Annotated in this window: 15 protein-coding genes; 9 read left to right on the top strand and 6 right to left on the bottom strand. The window is 41.3% G+C overall.

Annotation, left to right across the window (positions count from 1 at the left end):
- Positions 1 to 114: 114 nt before the first annotated feature.
- On the bottom strand, positions 115 to 708 hold the full coding sequence (locus tag ACWATR_RS17970) for a DUF3611 family protein (RefSeq protein WP_460335126.1): 594 nt from the start codon (positions 706 to 708) through the stop codon (positions 115 to 117).
- A 400-nt stretch (positions 709 to 1,108) separates the two neighbouring features.
- On the opposite strand from ACWATR_RS17970, the gene ACWATR_RS17965 reads away from it, so the two are divergent.
- A complete protein-coding gene (locus ACWATR_RS17965) occupies positions 1,109 to 1,582 on the top strand; it encodes a TspO/MBR family protein (protein WP_460335123.1) in 474 nt (157 codons plus the stop codon).
- A gap of 90 nt (positions 1,583 to 1,672) precedes the next feature.
- Entirely contained in the window at positions 1,673 to 2,146 is a 474-nt protein-coding gene (locus ACWATR_RS17960) for a TspO/MBR family protein (RefSeq protein WP_460335120.1), read from the top strand.
- Between the two features lie 5 nt (positions 2,147 to 2,151).
- On the opposite strand, the gene ACWATR_RS17955 is transcribed toward ACWATR_RS17960, so the two are convergent.
- A complete protein-coding gene (locus ACWATR_RS17955) occupies positions 2,152 to 2,859 on the bottom strand; it encodes a M15 family metallopeptidase (RefSeq protein WP_460335117.1) in 708 nt (235 codons plus the stop codon).
- 273 nt (positions 2,860 to 3,132) lie between these two features.
- Between ACWATR_RS17955 and ACWATR_RS17950 the strand changes: the two genes are divergently transcribed.
- Complete coding sequence (locus tag ACWATR_RS17950) at positions 3,133 to 4,647, top strand: aminotransferase class I/II-fold pyridoxal phosphate-dependent enzyme (RefSeq protein WP_460335114.1); 1,515 nt, start codon at positions 3,133 to 3,135, stop codon at positions 4,645 to 4,647.
- Between the two features lie 172 nt (positions 4,648 to 4,819).
- Here the strand turns inward: ACWATR_RS17950 and crtH are convergent, their stop codons facing one another.
- Complete coding sequence (gene crtH / locus ACWATR_RS17945; protein WP_460335111.1) at positions 4,820 to 6,310, bottom strand: carotenoid isomerase; 1,491 nt, start codon at positions 6,308 to 6,310, stop codon at positions 4,820 to 4,822.
- Positions 6,311 to 6,669: 359 nt separating this feature from the next.
- Between crtH and upp the strand changes: the two genes are divergently transcribed.
- From upp to ACWATR_RS17930, 3 genes are all read left to right on the top strand, one after another.
- Positions 6,670 to 7,320: a uracil phosphoribosyltransferase gene (upp, locus tag ACWATR_RS17940; RefSeq protein WP_460335108.1), complete on the top strand. Its 651-nt coding sequence runs from the start codon at positions 6,670 to 6,672 to the stop codon at positions 7,318 to 7,320.
- Between the two features lie 76 nt (positions 7,321 to 7,396).
- Positions 7,397 to 7,750, top strand: coding sequence for a ssl2009 family thylakoid membrane protein (locus ACWATR_RS17935; protein ID WP_069070458.1), 354 nt, complete (start codon positions 7,397 to 7,399; stop codon positions 7,748 to 7,750).
- 127 nt (positions 7,751 to 7,877) lie between these two features.
- On the top strand, positions 7,878 to 8,156 hold the full coding sequence (locus ACWATR_RS17930) for a YggT family protein (protein ID WP_069070457.1): 279 nt from the start codon (positions 7,878 to 7,880) through the stop codon (positions 8,154 to 8,156).
- 217 nt (positions 8,157 to 8,373) lie between these two features.
- Here the strand turns inward: ACWATR_RS17930 and ACWATR_RS17925 are convergent, their stop codons facing one another.
- On the bottom strand, positions 8,374 to 8,805 hold the full coding sequence (locus ACWATR_RS17925) for a biotin carboxylase (RefSeq protein WP_460335104.1): 432 nt from the start codon (positions 8,803 to 8,805) through the stop codon (positions 8,374 to 8,376).
- A 327-nt stretch (positions 8,806 to 9,132) separates the two neighbouring features.
- Here ACWATR_RS17925 and ACWATR_RS17920 point away from each other — a divergent pair, with 327 nt between their 5' ends.
- Positions 9,133 to 9,741 (top strand): hypothetical protein, encoded by a 609-nt coding sequence (locus tag ACWATR_RS17920; RefSeq protein WP_460335101.1) that lies wholly within the window; start codon positions 9,133 to 9,135, stop codon positions 9,739 to 9,741.
- Between the two features lie 65 nt (positions 9,742 to 9,806).
- Here the strand turns inward: ACWATR_RS17920 and ACWATR_RS17915 are convergent, their stop codons facing one another.
- Both ACWATR_RS17915 and ACWATR_RS17910 read right to left on the bottom strand, forming a co-directional pair.
- The gene (locus ACWATR_RS17915) at positions 9,807 to 11,036 is read right to left on the bottom strand and encodes an alpha/beta hydrolase (protein WP_460335098.1); all 1,230 of its coding nucleotides are present in this window, start codon (positions 11,034 to 11,036) and stop codon (positions 9,807 to 9,809) included.
- Positions 11,037 to 11,136: 100 nt separating this feature from the next.
- Positions 11,137 to 11,784: a Uma2 family endonuclease gene (locus ACWATR_RS17910; protein WP_460340494.1), complete on the bottom strand. Its 648-nt coding sequence runs from the start codon at positions 11,782 to 11,784 to the stop codon at positions 11,137 to 11,139.
- Between the two features lie 1,796 nt (positions 11,785 to 13,580).
- On the opposite strand from ACWATR_RS17910, the gene ACWATR_RS17905 reads away from it, so the two are divergent.
- The gene (locus tag ACWATR_RS17905) at positions 13,581 to 14,180 is read left to right on the top strand and encodes a helix-turn-helix domain-containing protein (RefSeq protein ID WP_460335095.1); all 600 of its coding nucleotides are present in this window, start codon (positions 13,581 to 13,583) and stop codon (positions 14,178 to 14,180) included.
- A gap of 79 nt (positions 14,181 to 14,259) precedes the next feature.
- Complete coding sequence (locus ACWATR_RS17900) at positions 14,260 to 17,361, top strand: peptidase domain-containing ABC transporter (protein WP_460335092.1); 3,102 nt, start codon at positions 14,260 to 14,262, stop codon at positions 17,359 to 17,361.
- Positions 17,362 to 17,723: the final 362 nt, after the last annotated feature.

Genomic DNA, 17,723 nt, shown 5'->3' with positions numbered 1-17,723 from the left:
ACCCCTACGTTTTAATTCTCTCATATCGACCCTTTCCCTGAAATTCTGATTCTCAATTATGGAGTTCAAAGACTGATTAATCGACTTGAAAATTACGAATTATCCAAAACGGTACTAGTGTTGATGCACTCGTTCTAACAACCATAACGATGCGACAGTACCCACAAAGTGAGCAGCAATCCCAGTGATATCTGCCACAGCCACAAAAACATCCATCGGTCGAATAATCCTGTAGGGGTCGCTGATTGCCACTCCTGGAGTTTGGGATACAGATTTTGCCATTAGCACGAACATAGTTGAACTAGCACCTAAGAGAGTTAACAATATTCCTACTAAACCCACAATTATCCCCAAACGAAGGATTTTAGTTGTATCTGGCTTACTAGGATGCAAAGCTGGATTGTGATTTTCTAGAGCTTTGCCTATGCGAGTGTAACGAAAATCCCAATAGAGACTGAATAACAACAGTACAATTCCGCATACGGCCCAAAATATGCCAATGCTAAGACCGGCATTCTGTTGCTGAACAAAACGACGACCAGTCAAGGCAAACAACAAAGCAAAGACCGAAACTACTCCAATTGCCAATTGTGCCCACAAAGTAATCCAGCCTGTAAGGCGAATAGTATTACCAATTCCTCGTGTTTCTGGTGCTAGCGATGACTGCGCCAACGTCTTCGACGAACGCGTTTCTGGTTCTATTTGCATATCAATTACCATTAAATCTAAAATCCCCCTATTACCAAGCTTATTTCCAGAATTCGCCTCATACCCCCACCCCTAGACATAATCACCTCAAAATCTTGGGGAATAAAATTTTAATGAGATGGGGCATTGGGCATTGGGGATTAGGATAAGATTTGTTTTTCAGTCCCTAGTGGTCTATCGCATTAGTTCTGAAGGGTTATAAAAGTTTGTAGTAAGGACTTTAGTCCTGGATTTTTAAGCACTGAAGTGCTTACTACAAACTCATCATATTTAAAATCCTGCCAAACGATTTAAAGGTTTCAAACTCAGGGATGATGAGTAATTAGCAATTAAATTGACAAAATCACACTATAAAGAGTGATATTAAGCGATAGATAGCGCTTATAAAGGACTAACGGGCATGATTAAATCTTGGATGGTGATTGGGGGTGTGGCTTTTTTGGTTGCTTTAGCAGCTAACGTGATTACGCCTAGCGATCGCCAGTGGTTCAAGCGCTTACAACGACCAAGATGGCTAACTTTTGAGGGTGCGATTCCAATTATCTGGACTGTAATATTTATTTGCGGTGCTTGGTCGGCTTATATTGTCTGGGAGAAAGACCCAGGAAGCACCTCAACCTGGTTAATCATGGGTTTATATCTGCTTTTAGAAATTATCACCATTGCCTATACGCCTGTAATGTTTAAGCTTCGCAGTCTGAAAGTTGGTACAATTCTCGGTGGCACGGGTTTGATAATTTGTGCTTTATTGATACTTGCAGTCTTAGGCTTTTCTGGTTGGGCTGCACTATTACTAGTTCCTTATTTGCTCTGGAGTCCCATTGGTACTTATACCACTTGGCAGATGGCGAGTCTCAACCCTCAAGATGCCTAAGATTCGCACCAGCGAATGATTCAACATATTCCCTAAATTGCCAAACTTGCAGTGTATGACTTGACAAAATACACAAAGCTTGAGTGCAATATGATTCCATCTTGGATAATAATTGGGGCTGTAACTTTCTTCATCGCCCTTGGTAGTTTCTTGATTACGCCGCGTGATGTTAAATGGTTTGCACTGTTAAGTCGCCCTCGCTGGCTAGTTTTTGAGCCGTTGATTCCCCTCATCTGGACTGTGATTTTTATTTGCGGTGCAGCTTCAGCTTATATTGTTTGGGAAAAAAATCCAGGAGGCATAATTACTTGGCTACTAATGGCTTTGTACCTCTTGGTGGAAATTATCACCGTCGCTTACATACCTATAATGTTGAGGTTTCGCAGTCTCAAAGCTGGGGAAATTCTTGGACTAATAGGTTTGATTTCAGGCGTTGTTCTTGCAATCTGCGTTTTGCCGATTTCTCTAACGGCGGCGCTGTTACTCCTTCCCTATCTAGTTTGGACTCCCATTGGTACTTACACTACCGACGAGTTAAGAGAGTTAAATCCTCAAGATGCATAACGCATCTATGCGAGACGCCCATAACGTGCAGTGACAGGATTGGCTGGATTGGCTTGATTATTCAGCCAAGCCCACATTTGATCGCCAACAGAAAAATGCCACCACTCTCTGGGATTGTGTTGAAAGCCGGCTTTTAACATTACATCTTGCAATAGCTGACGGTGAGCATGATACTGTTGTGCTTCTGGGTCGTCATTATTCGCATAATAATCGGGATGCGATCGCTCTGACATTTCATCAATTGGCGAACCCATATTTATTATTTCCCCTGCATCATCTACCAGCGTTACATCCACCGCCGCACCCGTACTGTGAGGAGGCGGAGTTTTTTCATCCAAACTTGGTACAGCCCAAATTGCATAAACCGCTTCCCAAATCTCTTGGCGTTGGTTTGGTGATAACTCTACCTCAGTTAATCCCCTATCCTGCACTGCTTGGGCGAAGCTGTAATCTACCATAAACTGCTGAACTGCTACTGGGCGATAAGCATCAAAAATTTGGATACGCCAGTTAGGATGCAGAACATCAAGATAATTTTGCGCTTGGATCAAATTTTCAATTACGCTTTGACGGAGATAATAAGGGGAGCGATCGCCATAAGGCGCACCTAATTTTTCATAAGGATGGGGAGATTCCACCGCAAACAATTCTAAAGGAATCGCTATTAACGGTTCACCAGACTCGAAAATTGGGATTTGATGATAAGGTCTCATGTGAATAATTCGTAATGACGCTCCTGTGTCGCTACCGCTTCGCTAACGTAATTCGTAATTCGTAATTATTACCCCATGCTGTACATTAGGCAATTGCCAAATCATAATGTAAAACTAAGATGTAATCAAACATGGATAAAGATTTTTAGCGGTAGTTTCCCATATTGTCCGTAGCCTGATTTCGTCTGCATCAGGTAATATTCAATCTACCTTAAGCTGTTGACCAAATTTACAGTTTTTTTAATTACGAATTACGAATTACGAATTATTTTAATGCTCAATCAAAACCAAACACCCTTATTAGATGCCTTAAAAAACAATGCAGCAAGACCTCATGCGCCTTTTTACACCCCAGGACATAAGCTAGGTAAGGGAATTTCTCAACCCTTAGCTGATTTATTTGGTAAAGCCGTGTTTCGTGCTGATTTAACCGAATTAGCAGATTTAGATAATCTCTTTACACCCCAAGGCGTTATTCAAGAAGCACAACAACTGGCGGCTGAAGCATTTGGCGCTTCGCAAACATGGTTCCTTGTCAATGGTTCTACCTGTGGGATTGAAGCGGCAATTCTCGCTACCTGCGGCACAGGCGATAAAATTATTTTGCCTCGCAATGTCCATTCTTCTGCGATCGCTGGTTTAATTCTCTCAGGTGCAATACCAATTTTTCTCAATCCTGAATATGACCCAGTTTTAGATATTGCCCACAGTATTACACCTGAAGCTGTGCAAGCTGCACTCCAACAACATCCAGACGCTAAAGCAGTATTGACAGTTTATCCAACATATTACGGCGTTTGCGGAGATTTGAGTGCGATCGCTAACGTCACACATCAATACAATATTCCTCTACTTGTAGATGAGGCACATGGCGCACACTTTGCCTTTCATCCAGAATTACCCACTCCAGCTTTAGCCGCAGGTGCTGATTTAACTGTACAATCCATCCACAAAGTACTTGGTGCAATGACACAAGCATCGATGCTGCACGTCCAAGGTAATAGGATAGATTGCGATCGCATCAGTAAAGCTTTGCAACTTGTACAATCTACCAGTCCAAGTTATTTACTTTTAGCTTCTCTAGATGCAGCGCGTCAGCAAATGGCACTCCACGGAAAAATGCTGATGTCTCGCACTTTGCAACTTGCTGACGAAGCTAGAACCCGAATCAGTCAAATTCCTGGATTATCTGTCTTACAGATTCTTAGCCCCCCTTCTCAAGGGGGGTTGGGGGGATCTTCTTCTAGAGGTGGGCTGAGAGGATATCCCAGCTTTATAGCTTTGGACAAAACGCGATTAACTGTCACTGTTTCTGGTTTAGGTTTAACCGGATTTGAGGCAGATGAAATTCTTGATGAAAAATTAGATGTCACCGCTGAATTCGCCTCACTGGAACATCTCACCTTTATCATTAGTTTGGGCAACACCCCAGATGATATTGAGCAACTGGTGCAAGGTTTTACCACTCTTGCCGAAAAATATCGTCGAACCAATTTGACTATTAAAAGCCATCTGTGGCAGGATCTTTTCACTACACAGACTCATGCTTTATGTTGTTCTCCCCGTGAAGCCTTTTTTGCTATTAGTGAAATACTACCTTTGACACAGACCAATAAACGCATCTGTAGCGAAATTGTCTGTCCCTATCCTCCAGGAATTCCCTTATTAATGCCGGGAGAAATTATCACAAAACCCATCCTTGATTACCTGCAACAAATCCAGACAATGGGGGGATTTATTAGTGGTTGTGCTGATACTAGTCTAAAAACTTTGAAAGTTGTGAAATAACCTCCTAACTCCTTTTCTTAACTTCACACCATTGGCATGATGCCCACACTACATGATTGAATAATTTATCGAACAGAATTCTTTCTGGATTCAGAATTCTGTATTTGATTCTGACTCCTGAATTCTGAATTCTTTTTCATTTGTTGGAAGTTTCTAACTTGATTGATGTACGTTAAAATCCTAAATCTACAGCAATGCGATGGGCACAAGCAAACCCAGAAAAAGCTACTGCATTCAACCCTTGACCTGGAAAGGTGCTATCCCCTACACAATAAAGTCCTGGAATAGCTGTGCGATTAAACGGCATATTCAATAAACCCCACAACTTGCGCCGGGGAATTGGCCCATAAGTGCCATCTTTACGACCCAAAAAGCGCCGATGAGTGCGCGGTGTCCCCACCTCCAGATAATCCAATCCGGCATCTAAACCTGGAAAAATCTTCTCTAGGCGGTCAATAATTCGCCAAGCCGCCTCTTCTTTCTTCGCTTCGTACTCACTCACAGAAAGTTTTTGCCAATCATCAATCCAGTGAGGCGTGAAGGCGTGAATGATGTGATATCCATTTGGTGCTAAATCTGGGTCAAGCAATGTAGGAATCGAAACAAAAACTGTACCCTCTGCTGCTGTCATCTTTTCCCAATCTTCCAGCAAAATATGGTGACACTCTGTCCCCGCAGGTAAAACCGACTCCTTTACCCCGATGTGCAAACTCAAAAAGCTTGGAGATTTTTGATAATTTTGTTGCCACTTTTTCTCATTAGGTGGCATTGCTTCTGCTGGTAATAATTGTTCAAATGTATCCCAGCGTGTAGCATTTGAAACTATGCGTTTACCCCGATATTCTTCACCATTAGCCAGTTGTACACCTACCGCTTTTCCCTGTTCTGTGAGAATTTTCGTGACTCTAGCTTGGTACTGAATCTTACCCCCAGCCTTCTCTAGACCTTCCACCAGTTTTTGGGCAATTTGTCCCACTCCGCCTTTGGGATAATTAACTCCGCCATAATGCCTGTCAGAAAAGACCATCCCAGCATTAATCATTGGTGTCATATCTGATGGAACCACCGACCAGCAATAACATTCCATATCGATAAATTTCAATAATTGCGGGTCTTTGATGTAACGCCGTGCCACATCTCCGGCATTTTGGGGCAGATACTTAGCTAAACCGAGACATGCCAAAGGATGCTGCAAAAAGACTCGTAGTAGATACCGAGGTTCTTCCAGCGACAGCAAATCCATGCTGTTGAGATACTTGAATACTTTTTGGCATTCGTCATAAAAGCGACGAATCCCCTGTTCTTCATGGGGAAAATGAGCAATAAGATTTTGCAAAAATTTTTCATAAACCCGGTCAACCTTCAAGTCTAAACCTTGGGGTAGATGATAGTGAATCTGCACCGGATCTGCGATCGCTTCTTGGCTGACATTTACACTTGATAATGCACGGGTGAGTAAGTTAGTAGTACCATTCTGTCCCAGTCCAAAAATCATTGATGCGCCAACATCAAATCGATAGCCTTGGCGTTCAAAATAACCAGCGCTACCACCTGGGATCAAATAACGTTCCAGTACCAGCACTTTCGCTCCCTTCGCTGCTAACTGGGTCGCTGTTACTAATCCGCCAATCCCAGACCCAATTACGATCGCGTCATTTGTCATTTGTTATTTGTCCTTTGTTATTTGTCCTTTGTCATTTGTCCTTTGTCCTTTGTCCTTTGTTATTTGTCTTGAGTCAATCAATATTTACCAATGACCAATGACCAATGACCAATGACCAATGACTAATCAAAAAAAAGAGGGACGAGCCTGCTGCTGCTGGCTAATCCCGTCTGCCGATCCTTAAAAGAGAGGAGAACACTGTATAACAATATAGCCTTGATTGAGAATTTATGTCAACTGCTAATGAAAAAGTTTATCAATAAAATTTAGAGTGTTAATTTTTAGCTGTCAGCCTAATGCAGGAAAGAGTATTATGGTGTTTCAGTTCTTATACAATAAAAAGGCGCTTGTTTCTGGCTATGACGCTACAATTGCGCGTTTATGTTCCACCCCATCCCCTGATCAAACACTGGCTAGCAGTTGCCCGTGATGCAGGCACACCTTCAGTATTATTTCGCAGTGCCATGACTGAGTTGGGAAGATGGCTAACTTATGAAGCTGCACGAGACTGGTTTCCGACCCAAGAAACAACGGTACAGACTCCTTTAGATATTTGTCCAGCAACGGTGATTGATCCACAAGTGCCTATGGCAGTAGTACCGATTCTGCGGGCTGGACTAGGATTACTTGAGGGAGCGCAGACTTTATTACCTTTAGCATCGATTTATCACTTTGGCTTAGTGCGAGATGAAGAGACGCTGCAATCTCATTGTTATCTGAACAAGTTACCAGAAAAGTTTGACCCCCAAACACGAGTGTTAATTACCGATCCAATGTTGGCAACAGGAGGGTCAATGATGACGACAATGGCAGAATTAACACAACGGGGTGTAGATCCAACCCTGACTCGGATTGTTTGTGTAGTAGCGGCTCCACCAGCTTTGCAAAAATTGAGTGAAGCTTATCCAGGTTTAATAATTTACACCGCCACTATTGACGAAAAACTGAATAACCAGGGGTATATTGTACCGGGATTGGGAGATGCAGGCGATCGCATCTTTGGGACTTAAGCTAGTATGCAGCTAGGGTAGGAAAGTAGCATAACTACTATAAAAGTTGCAAGGTTTGTTGAAGGCGGTAAAGATTATGAGTCAGCGAGATGGTTTTGGTAGTGGTTTTATAGCAGGGGCATTTGTCGGTGGCGTATTTGGCGGTGTTATCGGAGCATTGATTGCTTCTCGACGCGAGCCAGAATTGCTAGGTGAAGAGGAAATAGAACTGACAGATAGCCAAGCCGAAGCTAAAAGAATAGCAGCAAAGCGGCGTCAGATGAAAGCCTCAGAAAGTGAGAGCATCGGCATAGAAACGGCCAGGCGATCGCTAGAAGATAAAATTGCCCAGCTAAATGCCACAATTGATGAAGTGCGGAAGCAACTAGGAAATGTTAATGGCGGTGCATCCCAAGCAACCAGTGACCGTTCCCTCACTAAAGACTCCTGAAGTTTGTTCAGGCGTGGTGAAAGTGTCAAGTGTGGTAAACGTGAAATCCGCAAACAGCATGACATGGACTAAATTAAAATTAAAAGATAAGACCGCGTTTGACACTTAGTAGGAAACACAGCTATCCATGAGTTTACTGATTACGACACTAGTAACCTTTGTCACCTTTTATAGCTATTTGCTAATTATCCGGGTTTTGTTGACCTGGTTCCCGACAATCAACTGGTATAACCAGCCATTTGCCGCTTTAGCCCAGATAACCGACCCTTATCTGAATCTATTCCGCTCAATTATTCCCCCATTGGGTGGTATGGATTTTTCTCCGATTTTAGCTTTCTTAGCACTCAACTTAGCTGGAGAGTTTCTGAGAACCCTAACTCGTCTGCCATTCGTCCAGGGATTTTGATTAGTACCCCAATAAAAACTTTTGTAGAGACGCTTTCACAATTGGCGTCTCTACAATTTTTATCAGAAGAATTCAGAACTCAGGAGTCAGTATTCAGTATTAATTCTGTACGACTGAGTATTATATAAATACTGCTCAGGTTTTGGATTTTAAATTGGAATTTGTTTTTGGGAAAAAGGTTACTGGGTTTGAAACCCGACAAGTATTGAGTATTATATTATCTACGCACTTGACCGCTAAACCCAGCAGCCTTGAACTGCTTCAGCTTCAACGGAGTCGGCTGATTAGCAGGTACAGAAATTCTTAATTCAAAATCGCTAATTCCTGGTGGCACTTCGGTAATAGAACCTAAGCGAGTCCGGTTTTGCATCACTGAGTCATTATTAGCATCATAGATGCGTCCAAAAATATCTGCGTCGTAAACTGTTTTATTAGTGCCATTTTCTGCTTTGCCAATGACAATAAAACAATTGGCTGCTGCGCTACCACTACTGATAACAGCCCCTTCTGCTAATTCTGGTGGACAATCTTTATAAGATACGTCAAATAGCTTAATCTGTGTCAGGGCTACAGCTGAGGGAATAATCACCCACGATAGAAAGGTGATGATACAGGAAATAAAAACGACCGTGAGTGAACGCAACCGCATAAAAGACCCCGTGACTTAATTTACAAACAATATGTAACTTACAACCTCAGCTTACCTTGAATTTAACTACAGGGTAATTAGACCTGCCTTGAAAATAGGGATTGGGGATTGGGGACTGGGAAAGAAATATTTTCATTCTTTCATTGTGAACTGCGTTCATGGAGTCTCTTGTAAAAGTTCCTTTTGCAAGAGGTAGGGAAAGGAGAAAAGGATGGAACTTTCCGTTTCCCCCTTTCCTTTTTCCCCACTTCTGCAAGAAGTCTATTGGAGACTTGAATTTAACTTTTGTAATAATTAGGGAAATAAACCCTCAATTGCTATTAAATTATGACTCCAGATGAGATTGAAGCAGCTATGCTCGCAGCCTTTAATCGTTGTGATGTCGCAAGCTGTCCTCTCACTGACGCGCAGAAACAGATATTACTGCAAGTGGTCGAGCAAATTCAGGGAAATTCTACCTCTGGAACGTCAAATATTGCTAATCCCTTAGACGAACTTACCCCAGAAGAGTTAGAAGCATTTTTACAGTTTGTTAAGAATGAAGAACAACGCAACCGCACTTGGAAAGTGCAATTACTCAACGACTGGTTGCTAGAAAATGACTCTGGAACAGTACAATTCATTCGCCAACGCTATGGTTTACAGTGGTTGAATCGTGTTGAGTCATGCCATTTTGATAAGTATTATTATTTTGAGGACGCATTAAAGTTAAGAGTAGGCGATCGCATTGAAGTTTCCAATGCACTATGGGAATGGGTGCAAGAAGATGGCCCTTGTCAGCGCGAATGGTTTCCCTGTATGGTGATTCAGGTCGAAGAAATTAGCGATGACTCCTCTACTAATTGCCTCGTCCGCTTCTTCAACGGCGCTGAGTATGAAATTCAAGGCATTTACGAATGGAATCGTTATAACTGGCGCTGGCCTCAAAAGGAGTGAGGAGTGAGGAGTGAGGAGTTAGGAGTTAGGAGTTCTGATAAAGCTCAATGAGTCTTTAAACTTCGTTAATGAGCCTTTATACTCTGATTGCTGCTGTACTTGAACAACGCCCAAGCCAAAAACCTTTCGGTATGATACAACGCTAATTGATTGCTCACACCGTTGAAAACGGCATCAAAAGCGTGTTCTGCCCAAGGAATTTCTAGAAAAACCGCAGTATTACCAGAATCATGTAAACGTTGATACATCTTTCTGCCAAATCGTGCTTCTACCAAATGGTCACGGCTACCGTAAATTAATAAAGTTGGCGGTAAAGGATGCGTCAGGTAATTTATCGGTGAAGCAATTTGATACTGATTAGGTAATTCTTCTAAAGAACCACCGAGAAATGCCTTTAAAACAGCACGGGTGTTAATTGGATCGGGATTTGGCGGTGTTTTGTATCCTCCAGGTAAGTTAACAGGCCCGTAATAGTTCACCACAGCACGAATAGGTGGTGCATCTGGTTGATAAGCCGCTAGCATTGCTAAGTGCGCTCCCGCTGAACGTCCTAAAAGTACCATCCGTTCAGGATCGGCTTCATATTCAGCTGCATGTTGGCGAATAAAATTCAAGGCTGTACGCACATCATCTAACTGAGATGGAAACCGATATTGAGGTGCGTGTCGATAAGCGATCGCAAATACCGTATATCCATGATTAGCAATATACTGATTAAACTCAGAATTAGCGCCAGGATTGCCATATTGCCAAGCTCCACCATAAATTACTACCACTGCTGGATATTTCCCTACCTCTAAAGGTTGGTAAACTTCCATTTTTAAAGGCACTCCCGCAGGCGAAGCAAAGAGAATATCTTTTTGATGACGCGTTTTACCTAATGGAATACCCCGGAAGAAATTAACTAAGTCAAAGGGATGGGTTTGCATCTTAGCCCTTACTTGGACTGGAATTTTCTCTAGATAATTTGCTCCCAATCCTTGCTTCATTGCTTTAGCCATCTGCATTTGAGTTAGTGGGATATTCACTAGCACCGATCCACAAATTACCAATCCGATTAAACTGAAAATGCAAACTAAACGCTGTATTTTACGGCGACGGATGTATAATAAAGAAAGCAATAAAAAGATCAAATTTGATAATAATAACCAAGGACTGATTTCTGGTGCTCCCACTGCTAGCGTGAGTAAAAACATATTTGGGGCAGCAAGAATAATCCAAGAGCTAAGAAATAGACTTGTAAAACTTAGAAATAAGATAAGCCATGATAAAATTATTTTGGGTTTAGCAAACATAGATAAAGTGCGGTAATAACGACTCCGAAGAAGTACAATTTATCCGCTAATGCTAAGGTTGGCAATAGTTCTATATTTTAAATGGCGATGACAGCATAACTCATTGCTGTTGTATTTGCTGTTGTACCCAAAGACGAAAAGCTTTGAGCGTTGCATTTCTGCCTGCTGTTGTACTTTGCTCTAGATATTGGGGAATCGCTACAATTAGTGGGAATAGAGGAAAATTTAAGCTTTGCTGAGATTCTACATAATGCCCATTTTGTAAAACATTAATTTGGAGCTTTCCTCGCTCAAAACGCCAAAGTTCAGGTACTTTTAGCGCTTCATAAATATTAGGATGAGTACGAGAAGTAATATCAATTTCTAGAGCTAAATCTGGAGGAGGATCTACTGCTAAATCTAGCCGCTTCTTGCCGCGAATCTTGGATTCATTTTTTATATAGAAACACTGATCGGGTTCTATACCTTGAGCCATCGCTTGGTTTTTGAAAGTGGTAGAACCGAGGCTGATGAACTCAGTACTTAGCTCTTCTAGAAGCGCTTTAACTAAATCACCAATAATTTCTTTGTCATATTCATGTTCTGGCAGTGGTGCCATAATCTCTAGTATTCCCCTGTCATAAGCAATTCGTGCTGCCCGGTGTTCCCCTAAATCCTCTAGAATTGCTTCCAATTCCTGCCAGGTTACATCTCGCAGTAGCACTCTTTGTCCCGGTGGAATATAGATGCGCTTTAATTCCAACAACATCATCTCCACTCCTAATAGCTCAAACCTAAATTTAGCTTACTCCAGTTGAACTGACGGGGCGACAATTCTTGCTACTTCATCGCTATGCTTGGATGCACTCGTCAAACATCGCCTACTCAAAGAACCCCCTCATAGAAGTGTACACGGGGGCGATCGCTCTTACATTGCCATTCCCCATTCCCCACTCCCTCATTGTCTAGAGTGAAGAAAAAACCTCTGGAGTTCCCAGAGGTTTTGGTTCCTGATTTAGTTTCTATTTGTTACTACAATTTGTCCTCAGTCATTTCCCGATAATCAAGGAAATTATTTGATTTGAGTACTTACTCCAGCACTTATGACTCAATGGCGATTACCAGGAAATGCTGAAAGGGATATTTTTTTGATAGCGTAATCAGGTTCAATTAAGACTTTTTCCTCCCCAATAATCTTTAAAAGGAAGGTATTAAACCTAAAATATACTGAAAATTAAGTATCAGAATATACTTTGTGCAAAGAAATACTTATGAATGATTAACTCAAGCTAGAGCTAATTCGTTGCAAACACGTTTACACATATAAATATTCTATAGTAATCATAAATTTTTTTTGGAAAAAACCCAGTAGTCTTGTAGGATGCATGACGCTCTGCTAACACACCCTATGCATAGTTCAAAAATCAAATACTAGTCCTATATTTAATTTTTGAACTATACGTAAGCTGGGCACTTGTCTTAAATTATATTTTACTATAGTTAATTTTTTAGACTGTAATCTCAATAAATATTGGCAATCTTTTACGCCAACCTAGATTATTTTCATACTATAGATAGATATCAATATAGTAATTTTGGACGATAGTAATGTATGTAGTTTTCTTACTATGGACAGATGTAAATGTGGGATAAATTAATAAAAATCCTATTTTTTTAGAAAACAATAAGTGATGTGTCCTAAAATTTATTACGATAAGAAAAATTAAATCGTGAATGATTATTTCAAAAGAAAAAACAATAACTAAATATTTACTTTTTCAACAAGATAATTGTAAGATTTTGATAAAGATATTGTTAAGATTCAATGATATTTTCTTGTTTGTTGTAAAAACTATTGACTAGATGTAGGATTATTCTTAAATAAAGAACAGTGGACTAAGGAAAAGATTAAGTAAGTGTCACTTTGTGATTGCACTTTTATTTCAGATAGGTTCAACTTTCTTACTACATGCTGATGACAAACTAGCTAGTTTGTAGGATAGTCTAAGGACTAAATTTCTACTCATGCCTGACCTTGACTGTTTTTAGTTTCCAAGTCATTGAACAAGATTTAAACTCTTGTTGGTAATCAGAAATTAACCTACCTAAATATTAGGAGGTTAATCTATAAACCCGTATTGTATAATTCAGTAAAATCATCCATATAAGGGCTACCCGAAGCCTCGAAAGTGTTTGCCTATTACCATCAACCAGGGGCAATGGTCTTAACCAAAACCATTATTGCACCGGGCTTCAGGAAAGTCTGTCAAATTTTAGCGGCTAGCCAGTGAGTAGTTTACTGGTCTTAAGTATTTTTATTCCAAGTGAAAACCATTAACGTCGAACTTTGATTTATTAAAATCTGAGCGAATGCAACAAATCCCTAAAATTTCCGAATACTAGGGGAATAATACCTAGCGTTATTTGCACACCACGTCAATATTTAATCAACCTTCTAGGACTAATTAATTTTGCAGTTGTATATCCTGATATATCAGGATTAATAAACAATTGTAAAAGACATATTTGCCCACATTTGACAGTTGGCGGCAACTGATAAAAATTATGCCAGAATACTCCAATCAAGACAGAGCTTTTGAATGCTATGACATGCACGAGAGCAAATTTTTAACGCCTTTTCAACGGAAGGCACTTTTGAAAAATTTGCAAGCGAATTTACAGCCAGAATACCGTCGGCGGATTGAAATTATGTTGCTGGCGGATATGGGTAAATCTCAAAGCCAAATCTGTGAAATATTAAGTTGTTCTCAGGAAATGGCACGTTACTGGATTGGTGTGGCAGAGGCAGGTCTGGCGCACAAATGGAATGAGCGCCCAATCGGTAGACCTAAGACTGTTAACGATCAATACATTGAACGACTGAAAGAATTGGTAAGTAATAGCCCGCGTGAATATGGCTATGCATTTACTTATTGGACAGCCCAATGGTTAAGCAAGCATTTAGCAAATGAATTTGGGATTGCAATTACCGATCGCCATGTTAACCGCTTGCTCAAAAAAATGGGACTTTCCACTAAGCGCAAAAATCCCTGTCCACAAGAAACTGACCCAAATAAGGATGCTGGCATTACGATTGGTGACTTGCAATCCAACTCCGAACCGAGTTTGCATTGGTCATTTAATCTAATTCAGACCAATAACTAAATTTATTAGTCATTTGTCATTTGTCATTTGTCATTTGACTAATGCCCCAATGACCAAATACTGTTTTGGAGGTCAGAAAATGCCATCAGCGTTTTCTCAGCAATATTTAGCTGAACAACTCACCCAAATCTTGGGTGAGTCGCTGTCAGACGGGGAACTTGACAGGTGTCTCAGAGGGCTGGAAATTGTCGAACCATCAGTAGCAAAGCAGTTTTGGCACGCAACTACAGCCCAGCCTGGAATTTATATTGTGCTGACTGGTAAAGTCAGACTGTTGGATAGCTCTAATAACTTAATTACCACTCTGTTATCTGGAGCATCATTTGGCGAATTGACTTTATTTCCAAGAGAGGAATTCAGTCCTTATGTTGCTAGGGCTTCGGTAAACTTACAGCTTTGCTATATCAACCAAGAGATTTTACAGGAGATTATTCGCACACATAGCAGCATCCGCGATCGCCTTTTAAGACGTGCAGAGGTTTGGGATTTGCTGCTGTTATGTTGCCAGAACGCCTTAATTGGGCGCAATGGATCTGTGGAGGAGATGTTTAGAGCTTTATCCCTATTTGAGCGGCACAATCTGGAAAGTGGTTCACTGAGTGCCAATCTCACCAGAGATAACAAACTTTGGTTACTGCATCGCGGAGAACTGCTGGATTCTAACGGGCGAAGATTGACACCTGGAAACATCTATGTAAATCCAAAACAAGGAAGTTGGGAGGTAGCGCAACCAGCGATCGCTTACAGTTTAAGCAATGCTGATTGGCAAACAGCATTACAGCATTGGCCGCAATTGGCAGAGTTAATAGATTTCCAAGAGAGATTGGGGACAGGGGACAGGGGATTAGGAAAGGCTTTTGACAATACCCAGTACCCAATCCTCAGTACCCAATCCCCAGTACCCAGTACCCAATCCCCAATACCCAATCCCCAATCCCCAGTACCCAGCATTGAGCCAAAGCAAAGGAGACAACGGGCGTACTTTCCCAGCCCAACAGTCAGGGCGGGGCATTGGTTGGGACGCTTGACTAAACGGTATCCGTTCTTTGAACAACAAAGCGCCTCTGACTGTGGTGCAGCTTGTTTGGTGATGATTAGTCGCTATTGGGGTAAGCGCTTTAATGTCAACCGCATAAGGGATTTAACCAACATCAGCCGGAGTGGGGCGTCAATGCGGGGTTTAACAGCCGCCGCAGAAAATATCGGTTTTGCTACCCGTCCAGTGAAAGCCAGCTTTGATAAATTAGCCCAACAACCTTTACCTGCGATCGCTCACTGGGAAGGTAAGCACTACATTGTTGTCTATGAAGTCAATAAAAAACGTGTGATTGTTGGCGATCCCGCTATCGGTCAGCGCACCCTTACCCCTAGCGAATTTAAAGCTGGTTGGACTGGTTATGCACTGTTATTACAACCTACAGACCTACTCAGAGAAACCGAGGAAACGATTACACCATTTTGGCAGTTTTTTGATTTAGTTAAACCTCACTCGCAAGTACTGCTAGAAGTGTTTGTCGCTTCGGTATTAATTCAGTTATTTGGATTAATTACACCCCTATTTACTCAGTTGCTCTTAGATAGAGTAATTGTTCAAGGTAGTACCCTGACTTTAAACGCCATTGGTTTAGGGTTGCTGATTTTTGGTTTTTTCCGGGTTGCTCTCAGTGGACTACGGCAATATCTCCTGGATCACACAGCAAATCGCTTGGGATTAACACTGATGGTAGGTTTTATTAAACATACCTTTCGTTTGCCCTTAGCTTTTTTTGAGTCACGATACGTTGGCGATATTGTATCTCGTGTCCAAGAAAATCAAAAAATTCAGCGCTTTCTAACTGGAGAAGCACTATCAATTGGTTTGGATTTAATGACGGTGTTTGTCTATGTAGCATTGATGTTTTGGTATAGCTGGCAAATGGCATTATTCAGTTTAGCGATCGTGCCGCCTTTTGTATTACTAGCGTTCATAGCTACACCTTTCTTGCGCCGCATCAGCCGCGAAGTTTTTAATGCTTCAGCTAAAGAGAACAGTTATCTGATTCAATCCCTCACAGGTGTTCGCTCAGTTCGCTCTATGGCGATTGAGCAAACAGTCCGCTGGCATTGGGAAGAACTGCTGAATAATGTCATTAAAAAGACCTTTAGCGGACAGGTAATTAGTAACCAACTGCAAATTCTCAGTTCTAGTATCGAATCGCTAGTAACCACAGGATTACTTTGGTTTGGTGCATGGCAGGTAATTCAAAACCAATTGACAATTGGACAATTAGTAGCCTTCAATATGTTGTTAGGAAACGTTATTCGACCTTTCCAACGGTTGATTGTTCTGTGGAATCAATTACAAGAAGTGATTATTTCTACTGAGCGAATTAATGATGTCTTAGAAGCAGAGCCAGAAGAAGATTTACAAAATCAGCCCCGCCAGTTTTTAAGTACTTTACGTGGTCATATTTTATTTGAAAATGTGACTTTTCGCTATCACCCAGAAAGCGATATTAATGTGTTAGAAAATCTCAGCTTTGAAATCAAACCTGAGCAAACTATAGCAGTTGTGGGACGTAGTGGTTCTGGCAAAACTACCCTTTCTAAACTGATTTTGGGACTATATCTGCCGACGGATGGCAAAGTATTGATTGATGGTCAAGATGTGACTAATATTGCCCTGCGATCGCTCCGTTCTCAAATTGGCGTTGTAGACCAAGATACATTTTTGTTTGGCGGTACAATTCGCGAAAACATCAGTATTGCTCATCCAGAAGCTTCCCTAGAAGAAGTTATCGAAGCGACGCGTCTAGCAGGAGCAGATGAGTTTATTAAACAAATGCCAATGGGCTACGAAACCCAAATTGGTGAAGGTGGGGGTATGTTATCGGGTGGACAACGCCAACGCCTAGCGATCGCTCGTGCTTTGTTAGGAAATCCCACCTTCTTAGTATTAGATGAGGCAACCAGTCACTTAGACGCCGAATCTGAGCGGATTATTCAGAATAACCTCAAAAAAATTCTCCAAGGACGCACAAGTTTAATTATTGCTCATCGTCTCTCTACTGTGCGTCATGCTGATTTGATTTTGGTTTTAGATCGGGGGATTTTAGTCGAAAGCGGTACTCACGATCAATTAATCACCAAAAAAGGTCATTATTTCTATCTCAATCAGCAACAACTAGCGCAAACAGGTTGAAAGGGAATTGGGAATTGGGAATTGGGAATGGGGCATGGGAATTAAGAGATAAGGACGATTAAACACTTGTTCATCTCTCTTAAAGACTCATTAATGGAGTTCAAAGCCTCATTAATGGAGCTAAAAGCCTAATTAACGGAGTTAAAAGACTCATTAATGGAGCTAAAAGCCTCATTAACGGAGTTAAAAGACTCATTAATGGAGCTAAAAGACTCATTAATGGAGCTAAAAGACTCATTAACGGAGCTAAAAGACTCATTAACGGAGCTAAAAGACTCATTAACGGAGCTAAAAGACTCATTAACGGAGTTCAGAACCTCAATCCCAATGCCCAATCATACCCAGCCAATGCCCAATTCCCA

The sequence above is a fragment of the Nostoc sp. UIC 10890 genome, from assembly GCF_054786515.1.
The sequence above is the reverse complement of the archived record's forward strand: the minus strand, read 5'-3'. Positions and strand labels throughout refer to the sequence as shown.

Excerpts from the sequence above, each read along its gene's own strand:
- ACWATR_RS17910 (WP_460340494.1), bottom strand. The coding sequence starts at position 11,784 with ATGTTGTTGGAATTAAAGCGCATCTATATTCCACCGGGACAAAGAGTG.
- crtH (WP_460335111.1), bottom strand. The coding sequence starts at position 6,310 with ATGACAAATGACGCGATCGTAATTGGGTCTGGGATTGGCGGATTAGTA.
- ACWATR_RS17955 (WP_460335117.1), bottom strand. The coding sequence starts at position 2,859 with ATGAGACCTTATCATCAAATCCCAATTTTCGAGTCTGGTGAACCGTTA.
- ACWATR_RS17930 (WP_069070457.1), top strand. The coding sequence starts at position 7,878 with ATGAGTTTACTGATTACGACACTAGTAACCTTTGTCACCTTTTATAGC.
- upp (WP_460335108.1), top strand. The coding sequence starts at position 6,670 with ATGACGCTACAATTGCGCGTTTATGTTCCACCCCATCCCCTGATCAAA.
- ACWATR_RS17935 (WP_069070458.1), top strand. The coding sequence starts at position 7,397 with ATGAGTCAGCGAGATGGTTTTGGTAGTGGTTTTATAGCAGGGGCATTT.
- ACWATR_RS17925 (WP_460335104.1), bottom strand. The coding sequence starts at position 8,805 with ATGCGGTTGCGTTCACTCACGGTCGTTTTTATTTCCTGTATCATCACC.
- ACWATR_RS17950 (WP_460335114.1), top strand. The coding sequence starts at position 3,133 with ATGCTCAATCAAAACCAAACACCCTTATTAGATGCCTTAAAAAACAAT.
- ACWATR_RS17920 (WP_460335101.1), top strand. The coding sequence starts at position 9,133 with ATGACTCCAGATGAGATTGAAGCAGCTATGCTCGCAGCCTTTAATCGT.
- ACWATR_RS17970 (WP_460335126.1), bottom strand. The coding sequence starts at position 708 with ATGCAAATAGAACCAGAAACGCGTTCGTCGAAGACGTTGGCGCAGTCA.
- ACWATR_RS17965 (WP_460335123.1), top strand. The coding sequence starts at position 1,109 with ATGATTAAATCTTGGATGGTGATTGGGGGTGTGGCTTTTTTGGTTGCT.
- ACWATR_RS17960 (WP_460335120.1), top strand. The coding sequence starts at position 1,673 with ATGATTCCATCTTGGATAATAATTGGGGCTGTAACTTTCTTCATCGCC.
- ACWATR_RS17900 (WP_460335092.1), top strand. The coding sequence starts at position 14,260 with ATGCCATCAGCGTTTTCTCAGCAATATTTAGCTGAACAACTCACCCAA.
- ACWATR_RS17915 (WP_460335098.1), bottom strand. The coding sequence starts at position 11,036 with ATGTTTGCTAAACCCAAAATAATTTTATCATGGCTTATCTTATTTCTA.
- ACWATR_RS17905 (WP_460335095.1), top strand. The coding sequence starts at position 13,581 with ATGCCAGAATACTCCAATCAAGACAGAGCTTTTGAATGCTATGACATG.